Source organism: Streptomyces sp. WAC05292 (assembly GCF_003949955.1).
In the GTDB taxonomy this organism is placed as follows: domain Bacteria; phylum Actinomycetota; class Actinomycetes; order Streptomycetales; family Streptomycetaceae; genus Streptomyces; species Streptomyces globosus.
Genome location: NZ_RPSE01000070.1, coordinates 1 through 22,001, shown reverse-complemented (window position 1 = coordinate 22,001; position 22,001 = coordinate 1). Strand labels below are relative to the sequence as shown.

Sequence of the window (22,001 nt, the reverse complement as noted above, 5' to 3'; positions counted from 1 at the left end):
GGCTCCTCGGCCGCGCAGCCCGCGGCCGAGGAGCCCGCCGCTCCCGCGCGCTCCCGCCGTGCCGTGCGCCCCGCCGTCCCCGTGTTCCAGGCGCCGGTCTTCACCGAGCCGATGTTCCAGACCCCGGAGACCGCCGCCCTCGCGGCCGCCGCCGCTGCCGCCGAGGCCCAGGCCGAGGAAGCCGAAGAGGACGAGGAAGAGGCCGAGGCCGAGGTGGAGGCCGTCCAGGCCCCCGCCGCGCAGCCGTCCGGCCGCCGCCGCCGGCGCAGCCGCGGCGCCGTCGAGGCGCCCGCCGCCGAGGCCCCTGCCGCCCCCGAGCCCGCCGACGAGGAGCCGGAGGCCGAGGCCGCCGACCTCGACGAGGACGAGGCAGACGACTCCGACGAGCGCCCGTCCCGCCGCCGCCGGCGCGGAGGCCGCCGTCGCCGCCGCGGCGAGGCCTCCGACCTCGACGAGGCCGCAGAGGACGAGGCCGAGGCCGCCGACCAGGAGGCCGGGGAGACCGAGGAGGACGAGGAGGACGCCGAGGAGGCCGGCACCCTCGGCAGCACCTCCAGCCGCCGTCGCCGCCGCCGTCGCCGCCGCAGCGGTGACACCGCCGCGGACGCCGACGCCGACGAGGACGGCGTACGCACCGTCGTCAAGGTCCGCGAGCCGCGCCCCGCACGCGAGAAGCCCGAGTCCGACGAGGTCCAGTCCATCAAGGGCTCGACCCGTCTGGAGGCCAAGAAGCAGCGCCGCCGCGAGGGCCGCGAGCAGGGCCGCCGCCGCGTGCCGATCATCACCGAGGCCGAGTTCCTGGCGCGCCGCGAGGCCGTCGAGCGCGTCATGGTCGTCCGCCAGAACGGCGACCGCACGCAGATCGGCGTCCTCGAGGACAACGTGCTCGTCGAGCACTACGTCAACAAGGAAGAGGCCACCTCGTACGTCGGCAACGTCTACCTGGGCAAGGTCCAGAACGTGCTGCCGTCCATGGAGGCCGCCTTCATCGACATCGGCAAGGGCCGCAACGCCGTCCTGTACGCCGGCGAGGTCAACTTCGAGGCGCTCGGCATGGCCAACGGGCCGCGCCGCATCGAGACCGCCCTCAAGTCCGGCCAGTCCGTGCTGGTCCAGGTCACCAAGGACCCGATCGGCCACAAGGGCGCCCGCCTGACCAGCCAGGTCTCGCTTCCCGGCCGCTACCTGGTCTACGTGCCCGAGGGCTCGATGACCGGCATCAGCCGCAAGCTGCCCGACACCGAGCGCGCCCGGCTGAAGACCATCCTCAAGAAGATCGTCCCCGAGGACGCCGGCGTCATCGTGCGCACGGCCGCCGAGGGCGCGAGCGAGGACGAGCTGCGCCGCGACGTCGAGCGCCTCCAGGCGCAGTGGGAGGAGATCCAGAAGAAGTCGAAGCAGATCACGACGTCGTCGCCGAGCCTGCTGTACGGCGAGCCGGACATGACCGTCCGCGTCGTCCGCGACATCTTCAACGAGGACTTCTCGAAGGTCATCGTCAGCGGCGACAGCGCCTGGGAGACCATCCACGGCTACGTCTCGCACGTCGCCCCGGACCTGGCCGACCGCCTGCAGCGCTGGACGTCCGAGGTCGACGTCTTCGCCACGTACCGGATCGACGAGCAGCTCGCCAAGGCGCTCGACCGCAAGGTGTGGCTGCCCTCCGGCGGCTCCCTCGTGATCGACAAGACCGAGGCGATGGTCGTCATCGACGTCAACACCGGCAAGTTCACCGGCCAGGGCGGCAACCTCGAGGAGACCGTCACCCGGAACAACCTGGAGGCGGCCGAGGAGATCGTCCGCCAGCTGCGGCTGCGCGACCTCGGCGGCATCGTCGTCATCGACTTCATCGACATGGTCCTGGAGTCGAACCGCGACCTGGTCCTGCGGCGCATGCTGGAGTGCCTGGGCCGCGACCGTACGAAGCACCAGGTCGCCGAGGTGACCTCGCTCGGCCTGGTCCAGATGACCCGCAAGCGGGTCGGCCAGGGCCTGCTGGAGTCCTTCTCCGAGACCTGCGTCCACTGCAACGGGCGCGGCGTGATCGTCCACATGGACGCGGCGTCCTCGGCCGGCGGCAACGGCGGCAAGCGCGCCAAGCGGCGCGGCGGCCGGGGCCACGAGCACGACCACGAGGTCGAGGCCGCGGAGGCCGCCGGAGCGGTCGCCGTGGCCGAGCCGGAGGCGGAGACCGAGGCCGAGGTGGCCGCCGAGGCGGCCGCGCCGGTCGCGCTGCCCGAGCCGGCGTTCGCCCCGGACGAGGAGCTGTACAGCAGCGCCGCCGAGGCGGAGGCCGCGGCCGGCATCAGCAGCCGCCGCAACCGGCGCCGCGCCACCCGCAAGGCGACCGCCGCCGCGGGTGCCCCGCGCGCCGCTGCCGCTGCCGCGCCCGCGGTCGAGGCCGCGCCGGCGCCGGTGGTCGAGGTGGAGGCCGAGCCGGTCACCGCGCCCGCCGACACGGTGCTGGAGCCGGCCGCGGAGGCCGTCGCCGAGGCCGTGGCCGCGTCGGACACCGTCGAGGCCGAGCCGAAGGGCCGGACGCGCCGCCGCGCCACCCGCAAGGCGACCGCGCCGGCCGCCGAAGCCCCGCAGCCGGCCGCCGAGCCGGAGCCCGAGCCGGCCGTCGCGGCCGAGCCCGAGCCGCAGCCGGAGCCGGCCGCCGAGCCGCAGCCGGAGCCCGCTCCCGCCGAGGCCGAGGCCCCCGCGGCCGCACCGGCCCGTCCGCGGCGCCGTGCCGTCCGCAAGGCCACCTCGCCCGCCGGCTCGCCGGCCGGCGCGGAGGCGGCGGTGGTCGTCGTCGAGACGGCCCCGTCGGAGCCGACCCCGGCAGCCGCTGCCGAGCCCGCTGCCGAGCCCGAGGCCCCGGCCGAGGAGTCGGCCCCGGCCAAGAAGACGGCCCGCAAGACGGCCGCCAAGAAGGCCCCGGCGAAGAAGGCCGCCGCCAAGAAGACGACGACGGCCAAGAAGACCGCCGCCAAGAAGACGACGACGGCAAAGAAGACGACGGCGAAGAAGGCGACCAAGAAGACCGCGGCGGCGGAGCAGACCGCTCCCGCCACCGACACGGACGCCTGACCCGCCCGGGTCGCACGACAACGGACCGCCCCGGCCCCGCACCCCGCGGGCCGGGGCGGTCCCGTACCCGGAGAGAGGACGCCCCGATGGATGTCACCGGCGTCGACAGCGTGTTCCTGGCCAGAGGGCCGGCCGGGCCGGCCCTCGAGGCGTTCCTCGACGGCTGGCTGGCCCGCTGGCCCGCCCTGCGCGTGGGGTGGACGGAAACCCGGAACACGGCGGGCCGGGTGACGGCTCAGGCTTCCTGCTGTGGGACCGGCCGGGCCGGCCGGCGCTGCCGGTCGCGCACGGCGCGGTGTATGTGGAGCGTGACGCGGGGATGGACCGGTTCTGGGACGAGCACGGTTACGCGCCGGACGCCGCCGGCGAGGGGCCGTTCGCTCTGCTCTACCAGCCGCCGGCCCGGTCGGCGCTGACCGTGCGCGCCCTTCAGGACCCGTACCAGGACCTCCCCTCGGGCGGGTCCGGCTACGAGCCGTACGGCATCGAGCTGGTCGGTGCCGGTCTCACGCTGGTCACCACGGTGCCGCCCGGCCCGCCCGGGGACCCGTTCACGGACGCCGTGCACGGCGAGCTGCGCCGGGCCCTCGCCGCGCAGCGGGACCCGGTTTGACCTCCTAAACCCGGGCCCCGTACTCTTGACCGTCGGCGTGTCTACGTGCGCGCCAGCCACTGAGCACCTCACCTCCCGGGCCGCTGCGCGGTACGGGGGAGGCCGACCCGCGTTCTGCGGAGGACGGCTGGCTTCAGGGGTTCCCATCGAGCGAGAGAGAGATCCGCGTGTACGCCATCGTGCGCAGCGGTGGTCGCCAGCACAAGGTTGCTGTCGGCGACATCGTTGAGGTTGACAAGATTTCCACTGCCAAGGCTGGCGACACGGTCGAGCTCTCGACCCTGCTCGTTGTCGACGGCGACGCCGTGACCAGCGACCCGTGGGTCCTGGCGGGCATCAAGGTCCAGGCCGAGGTCGTGGACCACACCAAGGGCGCCAAGATCGACATCCTGCGCTACAAGAACAAGACCGGCTACCGCCGTCGCCAGGGTCACCGTCAGCAGTACACGGCGATCAAGGTCACGTCCATCCCGTCGGCCGCGAAGTAAAGAGGGACTGAGCAATGGCACACAAGAAGGGCGCATCGTCCACCCGGAACGGTCGCGACTCCAATGCCCAGCGGCTCGGCGTGAAGCGCTTCGGCGGTCAGGTCGTCTCCGCTGGTGAGATCCTCGTCCGCCAGCGCGGCACGCACTTCCACCCGGGCGCCGGTGTCGGCCGCGGTGGCGACGACACGCTGTTCGCCCTGCAGGCCGGCGCGGTGCAGTTCGGCACCCACCGTGGCCGCAAGGTCGTGAACATCGTTCCGGCCGCCTGATCCAGCTCCTGCTGATCAAGCGTTCGTAACTTACCGAGGGCGGATCCCAGCTCTTCCCGGCAGGCGCCGGGAAGAGAGGTCCGCCCTCGGCGCGTTTGCACGTACACACGTTTAATGGGACAGCAAGGCCTGTCCGGGACATCCCGTCTGTATCTGGAGGAACACCATGACCACCTTCGTGGACCGCGTCGAGCTGCATGTCGCCGCGGGTAACGGAGGCCACGGCTGCGCCTCCGTTCACCGGGAGAAGTTCAAGCCGCTCGGCGGCCCCGACGGCGGCAACGGCGGGCGCGGCGGCGACGTCGTCCTCGTCGTGGACCAGTCCGTGACGACGCTGCTGGACTACCACCACAGCCCGCACCGCAAGGCCACCAACGGCAAGCCCGGCGAGGGCGGCAACCGCTCGGGCAAGGACGGCCAGGACCTCGTCCTGCCCGTCCCGGACGGCACGGTCGTCCTCGACAAGGAGGGCAACGTCCTCGCCGACCTCGTCGGCCAGGGCACCACGTACGTCGCCGCCGAGGGCGGCCGCGGCGGCCTCGGCAACGCGGCGCTCTCCTCCGCCCGCCGCAAGGCGCCCGGCTTCGCGCTCCTCGGCGTGCCCGGCGCGACCGGCGACATCGTCCTGGAGCTGAAGACCGTCGCGGACGTGGCCCTCGTCGGCTTCCCGAGCGCCGGCAAGTCCTCGCTGATCTCGGTGCTCTCCGCCGCCAAGCCGAAGATCGCGGACTACCCGTTCACCACGCTCGTCCCGAACCTGGGCGTCGTCACCGCCGGCTCGACCGTCTACACGATCGCCGACGTGCCCGGCCTCATCCCGGGCGCCAGCCAGGGCAAGGGGCTGGGCCTGGAGTTCCTGCGGCACGTCGAGCGCTGCTCCGTCCTGGTGCACGTCCTGGACACGGCCACCCTGGAGTCCGACCGCGACCCCGTCTCCGACCTCGACGTCATCGAGGAGGAGCTCAAGCAGTACGGCGGCGGACTGGAGAACCGGCCGCGCCTCGTCGTCCTCAACAAGGTGGACATCCCGGACGGCAAGGACCTGGCCGACATGATCCGGCCCGACCTGGAGGCCCGCGGCTACAAGGTCTTCGAGGTCTCCGCGGTCGCCCGCACCGGCCTGAAGGAGCTCTCCTACTTCCTCGCCGAGGTCGTCGCGAAGGCGCGCGCCCGCAAGCCGAAGCAGGAGGCGACCCGCATCGTCATCCGTCCGAAGGCCGTCGACGAGACCGGTTTCACCGTCACCTTCGACGAGGCGGAGGGCGTCTACCGGGTGCGCGGCGAGAAGCCGGAGCGCTGGGTCCGCCAGACCGACTTCAACAACGACGAGGCCGTCGGCTACCTCGCCGACCGCCTGAACCGCCTCGGTGTCGAGGACGAGCTGCTGAAGGTCGGCGCCCGCGCCGGCGACGGCGTCGCCATCGGCTCCGACGAGAACGCGGTCGTCTTCGACTGGGAGCCGTCCATGATGGCCGGCGCCGAGATGCTGGGCCGCCGCGGTGAGGACCACCGCATGGAGGCGCCGCGTCCGGCCGCCCAGCGCCGCAAGGAGCGCGACGCCCGGCGCGGCGACTCCGCACAGGCCGAATACGACGAATTCCGTCCGTTCTGACCTGAATCATGCGGTCGGCGGGCGCATCGGGCGGCGCAGTTGAAGGGATGTTTACCCGGGTCGCCTAGGATCCACGGGGTGAGCAGCACCCAACCCCCCCGTGTCTCCGTCGTCGTGATCGCGTACAACGACGCCGGGCTCGTGGGCGAAGCCGTCACCTCGGCTCTCGCCCAGGGCCCGGTCGTGGCCGAGGTCATCGCCGTCGACGACGCCTCGGCCGACGGCACCGCGGAGGTGCTGGACGGCCTGGCCGCCGTCCACCCGCGCCTGAAGGTCGTCCACCGCACCGAGAACAGCGGCGGCTGCGGCACCCCCCGCAACGACGGAATCGCCGCCGCCACCTCCCCGTACGTGCTGTTCCTCGACAGCGACGACGTCCTGCCGCCCGGCGCGGCCGAGGCCCTCGTCCGCGCCGCCGAGGAGCACGGCGCGCCGGTGGCCGTCGGCGCCTGCGTGCGCCGGGAGCTGCCCCAGCACCAGGACACCCCCTGGGTGCCCGGCCTGTACCGGCACGGCGAGGTCGTCGACCGGCCGGCCGACCGGCCGGAGCTGGTCCGCGACACCCTCTGCGTGAACAAGCTGTACGAGCGCTCCTTCCTGGAGAAGCACGGCATCCGCTTCCCCGACGGCCGGTTCACCTACGAGGACTTCGTCTTCACCGCCCGCGTCCTGGCCGCCGCCCCGCGCATCGCCGTCGTCGAGGACCTCGTCTACGTGTGGCACGTCCGCCGCGGCGCCGCCCAGGTGTCGATCTCCCTGGACCGCAAGGACGTCTCCAACTGGCGCTCCCGCATCGAGGCCCACCGCACCGCCGCCCGGATCCTCGCCGAGGCCTCCCCGGAGCTCGGCCTCGCCTGCCAGGTGAAGTTCCTGGAGTACGACCTGCGCATGTATCTGCGCGAACTCGGCAGCGACCCCGGCTACCGGGCCGACTGGTGGGCCCTGACCCGCGACTACCTGGCCGGGTTCGACGAGGCCGCCGTCGAGGCCGCGGGGGCGCACGCCCGCTGGATCGTCCGCGTGCTGCGCGCCGCCGACACCCCGCCCGCCGACGTGGAGCGGCTGACCCGCTTCGCCGCCGAACCGCCGCGGCTGCCGCCCCCGTACGCGACCGGCCCCGGCGGCCGGCCCGTGTGGAGCGACGCCCTCCCCGTCGAGCTGGACGGGCTGCAGGAGCTGCCCCCCGCTGCACTGCCCGTCACCGTCGAGGCGGGCGCCGGAGCCGGCGCCGCCGGCCTGCGGATCCTGGTCCACGACCTGTACGGGCGGCTCGCCGAGGCCGGGCCGCGCACCGTCCGGCTGCGGTTCGTGCCGCGCTCCGGCGGCGAACCCCTCCTCGACCGGCCGGTCGACCTGCGCCCCGCCGCCGACGGCGGCTGGACCTGCGACGTCCCCTTCCCGCTGACCGCGGTCGCCGCCGCCGGGCGCCGACAGGGCCGCCGCGGCATGCAGGCCTGGGGCGTCGAGATCGACGTCGCCTTCGCCGACGGCACCGTCCTGGCGACCGCGCCGCGCCCCCTCGACGCGCTGCTGCGCCGCAGGGCGCTGCTCAGCAGCAGGTACGGTGTGCTGCTGGCGCAGCCGTACCGCACTGCCGGGGGTTCCCTGGCCCTGCGGCTCGCGCCGGGAGCCGCGGGCGCGCTGAGCTTCGTACGCAACCGCCTCCACCGGGCCCGCGCGGGCCGCGCGGCGGGATGACGCGGGCGGCGGCCCCGAAGGCCGCCGCCCGGACCCACGGAATGCACTCTGGAGAAACGCATGACTTTTCTGATCACCGGCGGCGCCGGCTACATCGGCTCGCACGTCGTCCGCGCGATGCTGCTCGCGGGTGAGCAGGTCGTCGTCCTCGACGACCTGTCCACCGGCAACGAGGACCGTGTTCCGGAGGGCGTCCCGCTGGTGATCGGCTCGGTCCTGGACCGCCTGGTCCTCGACGAGGTGATCCGCAAGCACAAGGTCACCGGCGTGGTGCACCTGGCCGGCAAGAAGCAGGTCGGCGAGTCCGTCGAGAAGCCGCTGTACTACTACCACGAGAACGTGGAGGGCCTGCAGGTCCTGCTCGGCGCGGTCGCCGCGGCCGGCGTCCGGAACGTCCTCTTCTCCTCCTCCGCCTCCGTGTACGGCATGCCCGACGTGGACCTCGTCACCGAGGAGACCCCGTGCGCGCCGCTGAGCCCGTACGGCGAGACCAAGCTCGCCGGCGAGTGGCTGATCCGCGCGGCCGGCCGGGCCCACGGCATCGCGACGGCCTGCCTGCGCTACTTCAACGTGGCGGGCGCGGCCACCCCGGAGCTCGCCGACACCGGCGTGTTCAACCTCGTCCCGATGGTCTTCGAGCGCTTCGACAAGGGCGAGGGCGCCCGCATCTTCGGCGACGACTACCCGACCCCGGACGGCACCTGCATCCGCGACTACATCCACGTCGAGGACCTGGCCGAGGCGCACGTCGCCGCGGCCCGGAAGCTGCGCGAGTGGGCGGACGCGGGCGAGTACCGCGACCTGACGGTCAACATCGGCCGCGGCGAGGGCGTCTCCGTGCGCGAGATGGCCACCCTGCTCAACGAGGGCACGGGCCACGCGTACGAGCCGGTCGTCGTGCCGCGCCGCCCCGGCGACCCGGCCAAGGTCGTCGCCTCCGCCGACCGCATCCACGCCGAGCTGGGCTGGAAGGCGAAGCACGACGTCCGCGACATGATCACCTCGGCGTGGGCGGGCTGGGAGGCCAACCGCGGCAAGGCCGCGCACACGTCGGAGCGCTGAGGGGCCCCTCCTCACCCGTGACACGACGGAGCCGCCCGCCCCGGTCCTCCGGGGCGGGCGGCTCCGTCGCACGGCGAGCGCGGCGCGGTCAGCGCTCCAGGAACGCGAACAGCCGCTCCCACCGGTCGGTGATCTCGGCCGCGGAATAGCGCCGCACCGCCCGGAAGGCCCGGTCGCCGAGCCGGTCGCGCAGCTCCCGGTCCGCCATCAGCGCGTCCAGGTGCCCGGCCAGCTCCATCGTGTTGCCCAGCCGCGCCAGCAGCCCGTCCTCGCCGTGCTCGACGATCTCGCGGACGCCGGGCGCGCAGTCGAACGCGACGACCGGCAGCCCCGCGGCCATCGCCTCCAGCAGGGTGATCGGGAAGCCCTCGGCCCGAGAGGCCTGCGCGAACACCGACCCCCCGCGCAGCGCGCCCAGCACGTCGTCGGTGCTGCCCGCCCACTCCACGGAGCCGGACACGCCGAGGGAGGCGGCGTGCTCCCGCAGCCGCGCCTCCTCGACGCCCGCGCCGTGGATCCGCAGGATCCAGTCCGGGTGCAGCGGGGCCGCTTCCGCCCAGGCGTCGAGCAGCAGGTCCACGCCCTTCTCGAAGGCGAGGCGGCCCACGCTCACGACGACCTTCTCCGTGCGCGGTGCGGGGGATTCCGGCATGAACGGCAGCGGGTTCGGCATGCTGGAGACGTTCTCCATGCCGGCCCGGATCCACAGGTCCGCGTCCTCGGGGGTGAGCACCAGCAGCCGGTCGACGTCGCGGTAGTGGCGGCGGACCCGCTCCCCTCGGGTCGACTTCCGGCTGGCCTCGAACGACTCGTGGCTCATGCCGACGACGGACAGCCCCTTGGTGTCGGCGAGCGCCACCCACTCCATCGCCCACACCTGCGTGACGATCACGACGCCGCCGGGGCGGGCCGCCCGCAGCAGGGTGCTCAGCTGCTCCGCCTTCTGCCGCATCAGCGCCCGCCGGGCGGCCTGGCGGCGCCGCTCGGGCGCGTTGAGCCGGCCCTTGATGCCGCGCAGGCGGCGGGCCTGCGGCGGGTGGGCGTCGTACAGGGTGGTCACCGCGTACGGCAGGTCCTGCGGCAGCTTCTGCCGGAGCTCCTCGGCGACGGGCGCGATGCCGACGAGGTGCACACGGTGGCCGCGGTCGGTGAAGAGCCGGGCCATCTGGTGCGACCAGGTCGTCACCCCGCCGATCTCGTCGACGCTGTTGGAGACGATGAAGACGTCGCGGCCGCCGCGCTGTTCGAGGTCCGCTGCGGTCCCGGCGGTCTGCTGGCTCACTTTCCGCTCCTGGTGAAGAACTTCTCGACGATCCGGCGGGCTGCGTCGCCGCGGTCGTACTCGCCGAACTCGGTGAGGAAGCGCTGGCGCGCCTCCGCGTACTTGGCGTCCGCCTCGTCGAAGGCGGCGACGGCCTGGAAGAGCTCCTCGGCCGTGGCCACGACCGGGCCGGGGGCCTTCTCCTTCAGGTCGAAGTACGTGCCGCGGATGTCGCCCGCGTAGCTGTCGTAGTCGTACGCGAAGAAGAGCATGGGCCGGTCCAGGACCGCGTAGTCGAACATCACGGAGGAGTAGTCGGTGATCAGCCCGTCGGCGAGGGCCAGCAGCGGGGTGATGTCGTGGTGCCGGGAGACGTCGACGACGCGGCCCGCGACCGACGGCGGCAGGGAGACGCTGTTGAGGTAGTGCGTGCGCACCAGCAGCGTGAAGCGGTCGCCGAGGCGTTCCGCGAACTCCTCCACGTCGAAGGGGAACTCGAACCCCTCGACGGCGCCCTCCGCGTTGGCCCGGAAGGTGGGCGCGTACAGCAGCACCCGCTTGTCCGGGTCGATGCCCAGCTCGGCCGCGAGCGGGCCGCGGACCCGCTCCCCGCTCTGCGCCTCGGCGCGGTGCGCCTCCACGAGGGCGTCGTTGCGCGGGTAGCCGGCGCGCAGCAGGACCTCGTCGCGCAGGCGGAAGCCCTTGGCGAGGGTGCGGACGTCGTGCTCGGAGCGGACGAGGAAGTGGTCGAACCGGTCCACGGCCGCCTGGAAGCGGTCCTGGGCGGCGCGGCCCTGCGCCTTGGTGCGCGGCTCGTGGAAGCCCATCCGCTTGAGGGCCGAGCCGTGCCAGGTCTGGATGTAGGTGGTGCCCTCGCGCTTGGCCAGGGCGAGGGGGAAGCCCTGGTTGTCGATCCAGAACTCCGCCTGGGCGAGCGCACGCAGGTACTGCCAGCTCCAGCGCTTGACCAGGGTGGCGTCCTTCGGGAAGCCGGTCGGCTTGGCGCCCGCGTAGGACCAGACCGCCTCGAAGGGGACGCCCTGGCGGACCATCTCCTCGTAGATCGCCTTCGGGCTGTCGCTGTACTGCTTGCCCATGTGGCTCTCGAAGACGACCAGGCCCTTCTTGACCGGCAGCTTCGAGAAGACCTCGTGGTAGACGCGGACCTTCTGCTCGCCCGAGCCGAGGTTGCGGCGGGCGCGCAGGGCCTTGCGCAGTCCGCGCTTGACGACGCCGGCGGCCTTGCCGTGCATGGCGCCGGTGATGAGCGCCTGGGTGCGGACGGCGGCGGGGCCCTCGGCGGTCAGGACGTAGGAGAGGTTGCCCTTCTTGGTGACCTCGGGCTCGAAGCGGTCGGAGACCAGCCGGGTCAGGCGGGGGCGGACCCGCAGGCGGGCCGCCGCATCGAGGTCGAGGCCGGCGGTGGAGACGCGGGTGACGATGCGCTCGCCGCCGGCGTCGAGGCGCAGGCGGACGTCCCAGACGGCGTCGACGATGCCGAGGGGGCGCACGGTGCCGGCGATGTCGGCGGTGGCGGTCCACTCGATCGTGTCACCCGCGTGTCGGACGGTTGCCGCCCGGAAGCTGAAGGAGCGGACGCCGATCTGCCGGCGGGCGCGCAGCTCCAGCACCGCGGAGAGCTCCGCGTCCGGGCCGATGCGGCGCAGCGGGTTCACGATCGATCCGGAGAGGGTGACGGTGCCGCGGCCGTCGTCCTCGTAGGAGGTGAGGCGGTTGCCGAGGGTGAGGCCGGTGAGCGGAGTGGTGTGGAAGCCCTGCCCGGTGACGTCCAGTATCCGGCGGGCCTCGGTGTCGGCCGGGTCGTCGATGTGGTTCGCACACCAGTAGACGCGGCCGTCGCGCTCGGCGAGCGGGGAGGTCAGCCGGCCCTTGTTGACCATGGCGTCGGCGGCCGGGAGGAGGTTGTCCCAGTCCTCCTTGCCCAGCAGGTAGGCGCAGATCGCCTGGAGGTGGGTGACGTGCTCGTACGCGGCGGGGTCGATGGTGGCCAGGTAGCCGTTGGCCAGGCGGGCGAACTCCTGGCGGTAGGCGTCGCCGAGCAGCGGCAGGTCGCGCAGGTGCAGCACGAGGTCGTGCTTGAGGAACTTGGCGTCCTTCGCGGTCTTGATGTCGGTGTAGCCCTTGGAGGCCAGCAGTTCGTCGACCCGGCGGTGGATCTCCATGCGGTGCACGAAGTTGGCGATCTCGTGGCGCCGGTTGCTGATCGACTTCGAGGCGGCCTTCTCGACGACGTTCCAGCGGTAGACCTGGTTCGGGATCAGGGTGATGCGGCGCGCGGCGACGTAGGCCTGGGCGGAGAACAGCAGGTCCTCGTAGTGGATGCCGACGGGGAACTCCAGGCCCTGCTCCAGCAGGAAGGAGCGCCGGTAGCACTTGTTCGTCGACAGCGTGTCGTAGACCAGCAGGTCGGGGAACTCGGTGATCGACTCCAGGGTGCGGGTGCGGGAGTAGATCCAGGGGTACCACTCGGTGGTCTTGCCCCAGCGGTTGTCGAGGTGCACCCGCACGCACATCCCGGAGACCAGGTCGGAGCCGGTCCGCTCGGCCGCGTCCAGCATGTTGCGGCAGGCGTTCCGCTCCAGGACGTCGTCGCTGTCGAGGAACATCACGTACGTGCCGGCGGCCTGCCGGATGCCGTGGTTGCGGGGGGCTCCGCAGCCGCCGCTGTTCTCGGGCAGCCGGAAGGCGCGGACCCGGCCGGGGTGGGCGGCTTCGAGCTCCTGTGCGACCGCGTAGGACCGGTCCTTGCTGCAGTCGTCGACGATCACGACTTCGACCCCGTGCAGCGTCTGGTCCAAAACCGACCGGACGGCTGTCGGCAGACGCTCTTCGTCGTTGTAGACGATGACGACCACGGAGACGTCAGGCACGTGCACCTCGATCCCTTCGTTCCATTCCGCTTAACCCGTCAAAGCTACCGTGTGCCGCAGGGATCTCAGGCAGGCCGACCCTCGGCGTGCATACTTTTGAGGGCAGGCAAGTGGCTGGTCCGGTGGTCGTCCCTCACCCGTTCGGACCCCCGCAGGAAGTGTTCATGACGAAGCTGTCCGTAGTGGTTCCCTGCTACAACGAAGAAGCCGTGATCGACAGCTTCGACCAGGAGATCCGCAGAGTGCTGGACTCCCTGCCGGTCGAGTACGAGGTCTGCTACGTGGACGACGGCAGCCGTGACGGAACCCTCGGCAAACTCCGCAAGATCGCGGCCGATTACGCGGACCGCACCCGCTACGTCTCCTTCAGCCGGAACTTCGGCAAGGAGGCCGGCATGCTCGCAGGGCTGCGCGAGGCCTCCGGCGACGCCGTCGTGATCATGGACGCGGACCTCCAGCACCCGCCGGAGCTCATCGCCACCATGCTCGACTACCACCGGCAGGGCCACGACCAGATCATCGCCCGCCGCAACCGCGAGGGCGACAAGAGGCTCCGCTCCGCCCTCAGCCGCCTCTACTACCGCGGTGTCAACCGCTGGGTGGACGTCGAACTCACGGACGGGGTGGGCGACTTCCGGATGCTGTCGCGGTCCGCCGTCGACGCGCTGCTGTCGCTGCCGGAGTACAACCGCTTCTCCAAGGGCCTGTTCTCCTGGATCGGCTTCGACACCGTCCACTTCGACTACCGCAACGCCCGGCGGGAGGCGGGGGAGACCAAGTGGAAGTTCGGCTCCCTGCTGAACTACGCCATGGACGGGCTGATCTCCTTCAACAACCGGCCGCTGCGCATCGGCATCTGGGCGGGCGTGTCGCTGGTGGCGCTGACCGCCGTGTACGCGCTGTGGGTGGCGGTCGCGGCCATGACGCGCGGAGTGGACGCGCCGGGCTACGTCACCCTCGTCGCGATCATCGTGGGCATCGGCGGCGTACAGATGATCATGCTGGGTCTGATCGGCGAGTACATCGGGCGCATCTACTACGAGACCAAGCGCCGCCCCCACTTCCTGGTGAAGGAGTCCCACGGCGCCGACGTCCGGCCGCGCCCGGCCGCTGCCGCCGCTGCCGCCGCCGTGCTGCGCGCCGAGCGCGAACGGGGCGGACCCGCGGCGGCCGGGCCGGCGCCCGTCACCGCGGACGGGGAGGTGCCCCGCACATGAGGGACCAGCTCGGCCAGATCTTCCGCTTCGCGCTCGTCGGCGCCGTCAACACCGGCACCTTCTTCGGCATCTACCTGCTGCTGCACCCGTGGATGCCGTACTTCCTCGCCTACACCCTGGCGTTCCTGCTGGCGATGGTCGGCTCGTTCTTCATGAACACCTACTTCACCTACCGGACCAGGCCGACCTGGAAGAAGTTCCTCCTCTTCCCGCTGACGAACGTCACCAACTACGTGATCCAGTCGGCGGGCCTCTACGCCCTCGTGGCCTGGGCCGGGATGGACACCCGGATCGCCCCGCTCGTCGCGGCCGTGGTCGCCATCCCCTTCACCTTCCTGCTCTCCCGGAAGATCCTCGTCCCCGGCGGCCGCTCCGCCGCCGGGCAGCGCGAGCCGGCCGGCAGTTGCCCCGGGCCCCGCTGACCCGCGGACCGCGGGTGCGGCCGGGGGCCGCCGTCCACCCTCCGAAACCCCGGAGCGGCGGCCTCCGGGCACCCCGTAGATTGAGATGACAGACGTACCGGCAAGGCGAGGGGCAAGGGGACACACGTGTCAGCGGCTAGGCAGGGCGTCCTCGACGCCCGCAGGATCGTGGTCAAGGTCGGCTCCTCGTCCCTGACCACCGCGGCCGGCGGACTGGACGCCGACCGGGTGGACGCACTGGTCGACGTACTGGCCAAGGCCCGCAGCGGCGGCGAGAAGGAGATCGTCCTCGTCTCCAGCGGCGCCATCGCCGCCGGCCTCGCCCCGCTCGGCCTGCGCCGCCGCCCCACCGACCTCGCCCGGCAGCAGGCCGCCGCCAGCGTCGGCCAGGGCCTGCTCGTCGCCCGCTACACCGCCTCCTTCGCCCGCTACGGCGTCCGCGTCGGCCAGGTCCTGCTCACCACCGACGACACCAGCCGGCGCGCGCACTACCGCAACGCCTACCGCACGCTCGACCAGCTGCTCGCCATGGGCGCGCTGCCGGTCGTCAACGAGAACGACACCGTCGCCACGGACGAGATCCGCTTCGGCGACAACGACCGCCTCGCCGCGCTCGTCGCCCACCTCGTCCGCGCCGACCTCCTCGTCCTGCTCTCCGACGTCGACGGCCTCTACGACGGCGACCCCTCGCTGCCCGGCACCACCCGTATCGAGGAGGTCCGCGGCCCGCAGGACATCGCGCACGTCTCCATCGGCAGCGCCGGCAAGGCCGGCGTGGGCACCGGCGGCATGGTCACCAAGGTCGAGGCCGCGCGCATCGCCGCCGCCGCGGGGATCCCCGTCGTGCTCACCTCCGCCAGCCACGCCGCCGACGCGCTCGCCGGCCGCGAGACCGGCACCCACTTCCACGCCACCGGCCGCCGCTCCGCCGACCGGCTGCTCTGGCTCCAGCACGCCTCGACACCCCAGGGGCACCTCGTCCTCGACGAGGGCGCCGTGCGCGCCGTCACCGAGCGCGGCAGCTCGCTGCTGCCCGCCGGCATCGCCGCCGTCGAGGGCGACTTCACGGCCGGCGACCCGGTCGAGCTGCGGGGGCCCGACGGGCGGGCCGTCGCACGCGGCCTCGTCAACTTCGACGCGAAGGAGCTGCCGCGGCTCCTCGGCCGCTCGACCCGCGAACTTGCCCGGGAACTCGGTCCCGAGTACGAGCGCGAGGTCATCCACAGGGACGATCTGGTCCTGCTGCAGGGCTGAGGTTCGGCAAAACAGCCGCGCGGCGGCCCGCGGACTGGTCAACTGTGAAAGGCCCGACAACGCGTGGTGCAGACAGGAGGCGGCTGGTGAGACGAGCGCTGACCAGCATCGACGGCGGCGGGGACGAGCGGGCCGAGGCCTCCCGCCTCTGGCACGTCACCCTGAGCGTCTCCGGCAAGCCGGCGCCGCTGTCCGAGGTGCGGCGCGGCCTGGAGCAGCTGGCCCACGACCACCCCTTCCTGCTGACCAGCAGATACGCCGACGACCACGCCGAGATCCGGTACTGGGAGGAGGCCCGCGACCTCCACGACGCGGCAGCCGTGGCGCTGCGGCTGTGGGGCGAGCACCGCTCCACGGCCAGGCTCCCCCCGTGGGAGATCGTCGGCCTGGAGGTCATCGACCGGGCGACCTACCACCTCCGGGTGGCGGAGGGCTACGGCCCGCCGCCGGCGCACCCGGTGGGCGTCCACCCGTACTGAGCCGGCGGCCTCCGCCCGGCGCCCGCCGTCCCGCCGCCCGCACCCGCCCGCTGCGGGCGGCGGGACACACGGCTTCGGGGCGGGGGCGAGCGGCCCGGTGCGCCCCTCGTCTCGCGGGGTGGGAAGGCCTGCCGGGCGGGCCGCGCCGGCGACTACCCTGGGCGGCATGACCTCGCTCGATGCCACGACCTCGCCCGTCCTCGACGCCGCGCGCCGCGCCCGCACCGCCGCCGCGGCCGTCGCCCCGCTCCCGCGGTCCGCCAAGGACACCGCGCTCCTGGCCATTGCGGACGCCCTGGAGGCCCGTACGGCCGAGATCACCGCCGCGAACGCCGTCGACACCGACAAGGCGCGCGCCGCCGGCACCAGCGAGACCGTCATCGACCGCCTCACCCTCACCCCGGAGCGGATCCGCGCCATCGCCTCCGACGTCCGCGACGTCGCCGCCCTCCCCGACCCCGTCGGCGAGGTCGTCCGCGGCTCCACCCTCCCCAACGGCATCGACCTGAGGCAGATCCGCGTCCCGCTCGGCGTCGTCGGCATCATCTACGAGGCCCGGCCCAACGTCACCGTCGACGCAGCCGCGCTCTGCCTCAAGTCCGGCAACGCCGTCCTGCTGCGCGGCAGCTCCTCCGCCTACGCCTCCAACACCGCGCTCGTCGCGATCCTCCGCGACGCCGTCGAGTCCGCCGGCCTGCCCGCCGACGCGGTCCAGCTCGTCCCCGGCGAGTCCCGCGACTCCGTCCGCGAGCTGATGCGCGCCCGCGGCCTCGTCGACGTCCTCATCCCGCGCGGCGGAGCCTCCCTCATCAAGACCGTCGTGGAGGAGTCCACCGTCCCGGTCATCGAGACGGGCACCGGCAACTGCCACGTCTACGTCGACGCGCAGGCCGACCTCGACATGGCCGTGGAGATCCTCGTCAACTCCAAGGCGCAGCGGCCCTCCGTCTGCAACGCCGCCGAGACCCTCCTCGTCCACCGGGACATCGCCGACGCCTTCCTGCCGCGCGCCCTCGACGCCCTCGCCGACGCCGGCGTCACCGTCCACGGCGACGCGCGGGTCCTCGCCGCCGCCGAGGACTCCAAGGCCACCGCCGTGCCCGCCACCGACGAGGACTGGGCGGCCGAGTACCTCTCCTACGACATCGCCGCCGGCGTCGTCGACTCGCTCGACGACGCCGTCGACCACATCCGCCGCTGGACCTCCGGCCACACGGAGGCGATCGTCACCACCTCGCAGGCCGCCGCCCGCCGCTTCACCCAGCTGGTCGACTCCACCACCGTCGCCGTGAACGCCTCCACCCGGTTCACGGACGGCGGCCAGTTCGGCTTCGGGGCCGAGATCGGCATCTCCACGCAGAAGCTGCACGCCAGGGGCCCGATGGGCCTGCCCGAGCTGACCTCCACCAAGTACATCGTCACCGGCGACGGCCACGTGCGGTAACCGTCCGGTGGACACGGGGTGGCCGGATTTCGGCGGACACCCTGCCCAAAGCCGCCCCCCAGGTCTACGCTGGTCCCGTGCCGGACGACGTGGGGGGCAGGTACCCGGACGACGGGGAGCCCGACGACGACCGCGGAGGCGTTGAGTTCGACTTCGCCGCCGTGGTACTCGACGAGGACTTCGTCCGGAGCGCGGAGATCCATGAACCCAGCGCCGCCGAGCGGCAGCGGGCCGCCGACCGCGCCCGCGCCGAGGCGGAGGCCGCGCGGGCCGTCGCGGGCGGCTGGCCCTCCGACGACGACCACGACGGGTACGGCTACGGCATCGACGAGCCCGGCTGGGAGCACCACTACGCCCACGGCTACCCCGAAGGGCCGTACGGCACCTACGGCGGCAGCCTGCGCCCCTACCGCGGCCGCTCACCGTGGCTCCGCCCCGTGGCCTGGGTCCTCGCCTTCGTGATGGGACTCGGGATGGTCGCGCTCGCCTTCAGCGCCGTCTACCGGAGCGCCTCCGGGGGTTCCGAGCCCGCCCCGGCGCCCTCCAGCACCCCGCTCAGGGAAGTAACCGGCGCCGGGGCGTTTATGGAACCCGTCGGCCGCCAACCCTGAAGGTACGGCCCCGCTCCGTCCACGCGGGCAGGGGGCTTCTCTGAACCGGTGACAGCGGGGAGAAGCAATGGCCGCGCCGGCAGATCCACCCGACGGACCCCCCGACGGCATCGGCGAGGGGGACGACGAGCTCCGCCCGGACGAGTACCGGTCGGTCGTGTTCGACGAGGACTTCGTGCGCGCTGCCCGCCTCCAGGAATTCTCCGCGCAGGAGCGGATGGGCGAGCACGCACGGGCCGTCCGCAGCCGCTCCATCTGGTCGGGCGGCGGCCCCGCCAAGCCCCGGACCGGCGCTCCCGGCCGCGCCGCCCGCCAGGGCATGCTGCTCGTCCTGCTCATCGCGGTCGCCTTCGCCGCGGCCGTGTACATGGGGCTGAGCAATCCCGCCGCGCCCCGGGCGCAGATCAGGACCGAGCCGCTGACCAGCACCGTCGTCCCGCTGGCCCCGGCCGCAGCGGTGCCCGGAGGGCAGCCCGCCGACCTGTTCGGGCGGGGCCCGGCCGCCGAATACCGCATCGGGGCGGCCGGGATCACCATGCCGGCCGTCCGGCGCACCGCGCACTTCACCGACGGGCAGGTCGTCACCGCCCTGTCCATCGCCAAGGACTACCTCGTGCAGTCCTCCCTCGACCCGGACGTCCTCGCGGGCACCGCCACCCGGCCCGTGCGGGTCCTGCTCGACCCGGACCAGCTGGAGCAGTTCGACCGCAGCATGGACTCGCCCTCCGGCGACGGGCGGCACGCCGCCACCGGCTGGCTGGTCCGCTTCGAGCGGGGCACCGCCGCGGTCGCCGACCCGCGGGTCCGCGTCCACGGCACGCTCGCCTTCGAGGAGGTCTCCCCGGAGGTTTTGGAGGTCACCACGGACCACACCTTCGTGTACGCCGTACGGCCCGCCGCGGCGGCGCAGCCGGCCTCCGGCGAGGCCTCCCTCTTCACGGTCCGCCGCGAACTGCGCTTCCGCTTCGACCTGGAGGACCTCGCCACCCGGCGGACGGAACTGGTGTCGGCCTACGTGCTGGCCGGACCCCAGGCCTGCTCCGCCGACCCGGCCGGCGCCTTCCGCCCGCTCCCGGCCGGCACCGGGCCCACCACCGTGGGCCCGGCCGCGAGCGACCCGTACGCCGCGGGCCGGCCCCGGCGCACCGCCGGCCTGTGCGGCGTACTGGCGCCGGCCGAGCCGGCGGCGCCGCCCGTCAGCCCCGCCCCGTAGCACCCCCGGCCTCGCCGCCCGCAGCGCCCGCCGGTCCGGACGCGGTCCCGGAGCCGGCCGCGCCGGTGAACTTGTCCCTCAGCCGGCCGCCCAGGTCGGCCGTCCCGCCCGCGATGTCGCCCACCAGCTTCATCAGCGGATCCCGGCTCGTGCGCACCGAGTCCGCATAGTGCGCGGCCGACTGCCGGAAGGAGTCCGTCACCGAGGCGTCCTTGTCCTCGTCGCGCCGCGGGTAGTGGCCGTCCATGATCCGCTGGTAGTCCCGGCTCTGCGACCACTTCTTCAGCTCGGCCGCCCGCACCGTGGTGAAGGGGTGCGTCCGCGGCAGCATGTTGAGGATCTTCAGTACGGAGTCCCGCAGGTCGCCGCTCGACTCGTACTCCTCGGCCTGGGCGAGGAAGGCGTCCACGTTCATCTCGTGCAGGTGGTTGCCGCCCGCGATCTTCATCAGGCCGCGCATCGAGGCGTTCACGTCCTGCCCGACCAGCAGCCCCGCCCGGTCCGCCGACAGCTCCGACTTGCGGAACCACTCCCGCAGCGCCGTCACGATCGCGGAGATCGCCACCGTGCCCAGCGGGATCCAGGCCACCTTCAGCGCGAGGTTCGTCAGGAACAGCAGCACCGTGCGGTACACGGAGTGGCCCGACAGCGCGTGCCCCACCTCGTGGCCCACGACCGCCCGCATCTCCTCCTCGTCGAGGAGCTCCACCAGGGCCGTGGTCACCACGATGATCGGCTCGTCCAGCCCGATGCACATGGCGTTCGGCTTCGGGTCCTGCTGGACGTACATCTGCGGGACCTTCTCCAGGTCCAGGATGTAGCAGGCGTCCCGGAGCATCTCGTGCAGGTGCGGGAACTGCGTCTCGCCCACCCGCACCGAGTCCGACAGGAACAGCAGCCGCAGGCTGCGCTCCGGAAGCAGCCCGCTCAGCGCCTTGAACACCGTGTCGAACCCGCTCAGCTTGCGGAGCGCCACCAGGGCGGACCGGTCCGCCGGGTGCTCGTACGCCCGCGATGAAATGCCCTCGAACCTCTTGCGGTCGCGCGCCGGCACCTTCTCGAAAACCGTCCCGCTCATGACGCCTCCCCCTCGATCGGACCTGGATGCACGTGCGTCTATCCTCTCCAACGCCTGAGTCGGCGTGAGCGTGCCCCAGGCCCCCGCATACGATGTGAGCGAGATCTCCGCCCGCTCCCCGACTCGATAGGTACCCCCTGATGAGCCTCACTTCAACCGCCCACTCCCTGGTTCTCCTCGCCTCGGAGGGGGCCGAGCAGCACGGCGGCAACCACGACAGCCTCAACCCGTACGTCACCGGCGGCGCCGCGCTCCTCATCCTGCTCCTGATGCTCTGGGTCACCACGCGCCTGAACCGCGACCGCTGAAGCGCCCCGCGGGCGCGCACGCGCCCGACCCCGGTCCGCGGCAGCCGGCCGGGCCAGTAGGCTCTGCGCTCATGGGAGAGCAGGAGACGCCTACCGGCCCGGTCAAGCGCCGGCTCGGCGTGATGGGCGGGACATTCGACCCGATCCACCACGGACACCTCGTGGCCGCCAGTGAAGTGGCAGCCCTGTTCCACCTCGACGAGGTGGTCTTCGTGCCGACGGGCGAGCCCTGGCAGAAGTCGCACCGGGCCGTGTCGCCCGCCGAGGACCGCTACCTCATGACCGTCATCGCGACGGCGTCGAACCCCCAGTTCTCGGTGAGCCGCATCGACATCGACCGCGGCGGGCCGACGTACACGATCGACACCCTGCGCGACCTCAGTGCGCTCAACCAGGACGCCGACCTCTTCTTCATCACCGGCGCCGACGCCCTCGCGCAGATCCTCACCTGGCGCAACGCCGACGAGCTCTTCTCCCTCGCCCACTTCATCGGGGTGACCCGGCCCGGCCACGCCCTCTCCGACGACGGCCTGCCCGAAGGCGGCGTCTCCCTCGTCGAGGTGCCCGCCCTCGCCATCTCCTCCACCGACTGCCGCACACGCGTGGCCCAGGGCGACCCGGTCTGGTATCTGGTGCCGGACGGTGTGGTGCGCTACATCGACAAGCGTGAGCTGTACCGGGGAGTCTGAGCTCCCGGCAACGAGAGGGGCCCGCGGTGAACGACCGACAGGAGCCGTACGACCCGTACGACCCGTACGGAGCCGGGGAGCAGCAGCTCATCGGCTATGACGCGTACGGGCGCCCGGTGTACGGCCCCGCGCCCGCGGCCCCGCCTGCCCACCACCCCGACCACGGCGCCGGGTACCCGGACCCCGGTCCCGGCGCGGGCCCGCACCACGGTCCGGACCCTGGCCACGGCGCCGACGCGGCCTATGGCGGCACCCCCTCGTACGGCGGACAGCAGCACTACCCGGCGCAGCCCCAGCAGTACGCGCCCCCGCAGTAC

19 protein-coding genes and 1 pseudogene are annotated in these 22,001 nt (G+C 73.0%); 17 read left to right on the top strand and 3 right to left on the bottom strand.

Annotated elements, in window-relative coordinates; genetic code table 11:
• The 7 genes from EF903_RS11185 to galE form a co-directional block, all read left to right on the top strand.
• Positions 1-3,075 (top strand): Rne/Rng family ribonuclease (locus EF903_RS11185; protein ID WP_148142512.1); only part of this gene is annotated, 3,075 nt, incomplete at its 5' end.
• Positions 3,076-3,271: 196 nt separating this feature from the next.
• Complete coding sequence (locus EF903_RS11180) at positions 3,272-3,688, top strand: hypothetical protein (protein ID WP_125543051.1); 417 nt, start codon at positions 3,272-3,274, stop codon at positions 3,686-3,688.
• 167 nt (positions 3,689-3,855) lie between these two features.
• On the top strand, positions 3,856-4,176 hold the full coding sequence (rplU, locus tag EF903_RS11175) for a 50S ribosomal protein L21 (protein WP_114057537.1): 321 nt from the start codon (positions 3,856-3,858) through the stop codon (positions 4,174-4,176).
• A gap of 14 nt (positions 4,177-4,190) precedes the next feature.
• Positions 4,191-4,445: a 50S ribosomal protein L27 gene (rpmA, locus tag EF903_RS11170; protein WP_008738950.1), complete on the top strand. Its 255-nt coding sequence runs from the start codon at positions 4,191-4,193 to the stop codon at positions 4,443-4,445.
• Between the two features lie 166 nt (positions 4,446-4,611).
• The gene (obgE, locus tag EF903_RS11165) at positions 4,612-6,057 is read left to right on the top strand and encodes a GTPase ObgE (protein ID WP_125543050.1); all 1,446 of its coding nucleotides are present in this window, start codon (positions 4,612-4,614) and stop codon (positions 6,055-6,057) included.
• A 78-nt stretch (positions 6,058-6,135) separates the two neighbouring features.
• Positions 6,136-7,755 carry a glycosyltransferase family 2 protein gene (locus EF903_RS11160; protein WP_125543049.1) on the top strand — a complete coding sequence of 540 codons (1,620 nt, stop codon included), beginning with the start codon at positions 6,136-6,138 and terminating at the stop codon, positions 7,753-7,755.
• A gap of 60 nt (positions 7,756-7,815) precedes the next feature.
• On the top strand, positions 7,816-8,817 hold the full coding sequence (gene galE, locus EF903_RS11155) for a UDP-glucose 4-epimerase GalE (protein WP_125543048.1): 1,002 nt from the start codon (positions 7,816-7,818) through the stop codon (positions 8,815-8,817).
• 88 nt (positions 8,818-8,905) lie between these two features.
• On the opposite strand, the gene EF903_RS11150 is transcribed toward galE, so the two are convergent.
• Both EF903_RS11150 and EF903_RS11145 read right to left on the bottom strand, forming a co-directional pair.
• Complete coding sequence (locus EF903_RS11150) at positions 8,906-10,099, bottom strand: glycosyltransferase (protein WP_125543047.1); 1,194 nt, start codon at positions 10,097-10,099, stop codon at positions 8,906-8,908.
• Entirely contained in the window at positions 10,096-12,975 is a 2,880-nt protein-coding gene (locus EF903_RS11145; RefSeq protein WP_125543046.1) for a bifunctional glycosyltransferase family 2 protein/CDP-glycerol:glycerophosphate glycerophosphotransferase, read from the bottom strand. The genes EF903_RS11150 and EF903_RS11145 overlap by 4 nt, the downstream gene beginning before the upstream one ends.
• A 158-nt stretch (positions 12,976-13,133) precedes the next feature.
• On the opposite strand from EF903_RS11145, the gene EF903_RS11140 reads away from it, so the two are divergent.
• The 7 genes from EF903_RS11140 to EF903_RS11110 all read left to right on the top strand — a co-directional run bounded on the left by EF903_RS11140 (position 13,134) and on the right by EF903_RS11110 (position 19,609).
• Complete coding sequence (locus tag EF903_RS11140; protein WP_125543045.1) at positions 13,134-14,186, top strand: glycosyltransferase family 2 protein; 1,053 nt, start codon at positions 13,134-13,136, stop codon at positions 14,184-14,186.
• Positions 14,183-14,608, top strand: coding sequence for a GtrA family protein (locus EF903_RS11135; protein ID WP_125543044.1), 426 nt, complete (start codon positions 14,183-14,185; stop codon positions 14,606-14,608). The genes EF903_RS11140 and EF903_RS11135 overlap by 4 nt, the downstream gene beginning before the upstream one ends.
• A gap of 126 nt (positions 14,609-14,734) precedes the next feature.
• On the top strand, positions 14,735-15,862 hold the full coding sequence (gene proB / locus EF903_RS11130; RefSeq protein ID WP_125543043.1) for a glutamate 5-kinase: 1,128 nt from the start codon (positions 14,735-14,737) through the stop codon (positions 15,860-15,862).
• A 44-nt stretch (positions 15,863-15,906) separates the two neighbouring features.
• The gene (locus EF903_RS11125; protein ID WP_125543042.1) at positions 15,907-16,341 is read left to right on the top strand and encodes a hypothetical protein; all 435 of its coding nucleotides are present in this window, start codon (positions 15,907-15,909) and stop codon (positions 16,339-16,341) included.
• Positions 16,342-16,507: 166 nt separating this feature from the next.
• On the top strand, positions 16,508-17,785 hold the full coding sequence (locus EF903_RS11120; protein ID WP_125543041.1) for a glutamate-5-semialdehyde dehydrogenase: 1,278 nt from the start codon (positions 16,508-16,510) through the stop codon (positions 17,783-17,785).
• Positions 17,786-17,862: 77 nt separating this feature from the next.
• Positions 17,863-18,396 (top strand): hypothetical protein, encoded by a 534-nt coding sequence (locus EF903_RS11115; RefSeq protein WP_185902614.1) that lies wholly within the window; start codon positions 17,863-17,865, stop codon positions 18,394-18,396.
• A gap of 67 nt (positions 18,397-18,463) precedes the next feature.
• Entirely contained in the window at positions 18,464-19,609 is a 1,146-nt protein-coding gene (locus tag EF903_RS11110) for a hypothetical protein (protein ID WP_125543039.1), read from the top strand.
• Here EF903_RS11110 and EF903_RS11105 read toward each other — a convergent pair.
• A complete protein-coding gene (locus EF903_RS11105; RefSeq protein WP_125543038.1) occupies positions 19,593-20,687 on the bottom strand; it encodes a M48 family metallopeptidase in 1,095 nt (364 codons plus the stop codon). The genes EF903_RS11110 and EF903_RS11105 overlap by 17 nt on opposite strands.
• A gap of 140 nt (positions 20,688-20,827) precedes the next feature.
• On the opposite strand from EF903_RS11105, the gene EF903_RS33960 reads away from it, so the two are divergent.
• From EF903_RS33960 to EF903_RS33955, 3 genes and pseudogenes are all read left to right on the top strand, one after another.
• Positions 20,828-20,995, top strand: a complete 168-nt coding sequence (locus tag EF903_RS33960; protein WP_185902613.1) for a hypothetical protein — start codon at positions 20,828-20,830, stop codon at positions 20,993-20,995.
• 71 nt (positions 20,996-21,066) lie between these two features.
• Positions 21,067-21,684, top strand: coding sequence for a nicotinate-nucleotide adenylyltransferase (nadD, locus tag EF903_RS11100; protein WP_125543037.1), 618 nt, complete (start codon positions 21,067-21,069; stop codon positions 21,682-21,684).
• 26 nt (positions 21,685-21,710) lie between these two features.
• Positions 21,711-22,001, top strand: a pseudogene (locus tag EF903_RS33955) (LytR family transcriptional regulator); the annotation flags it as partial.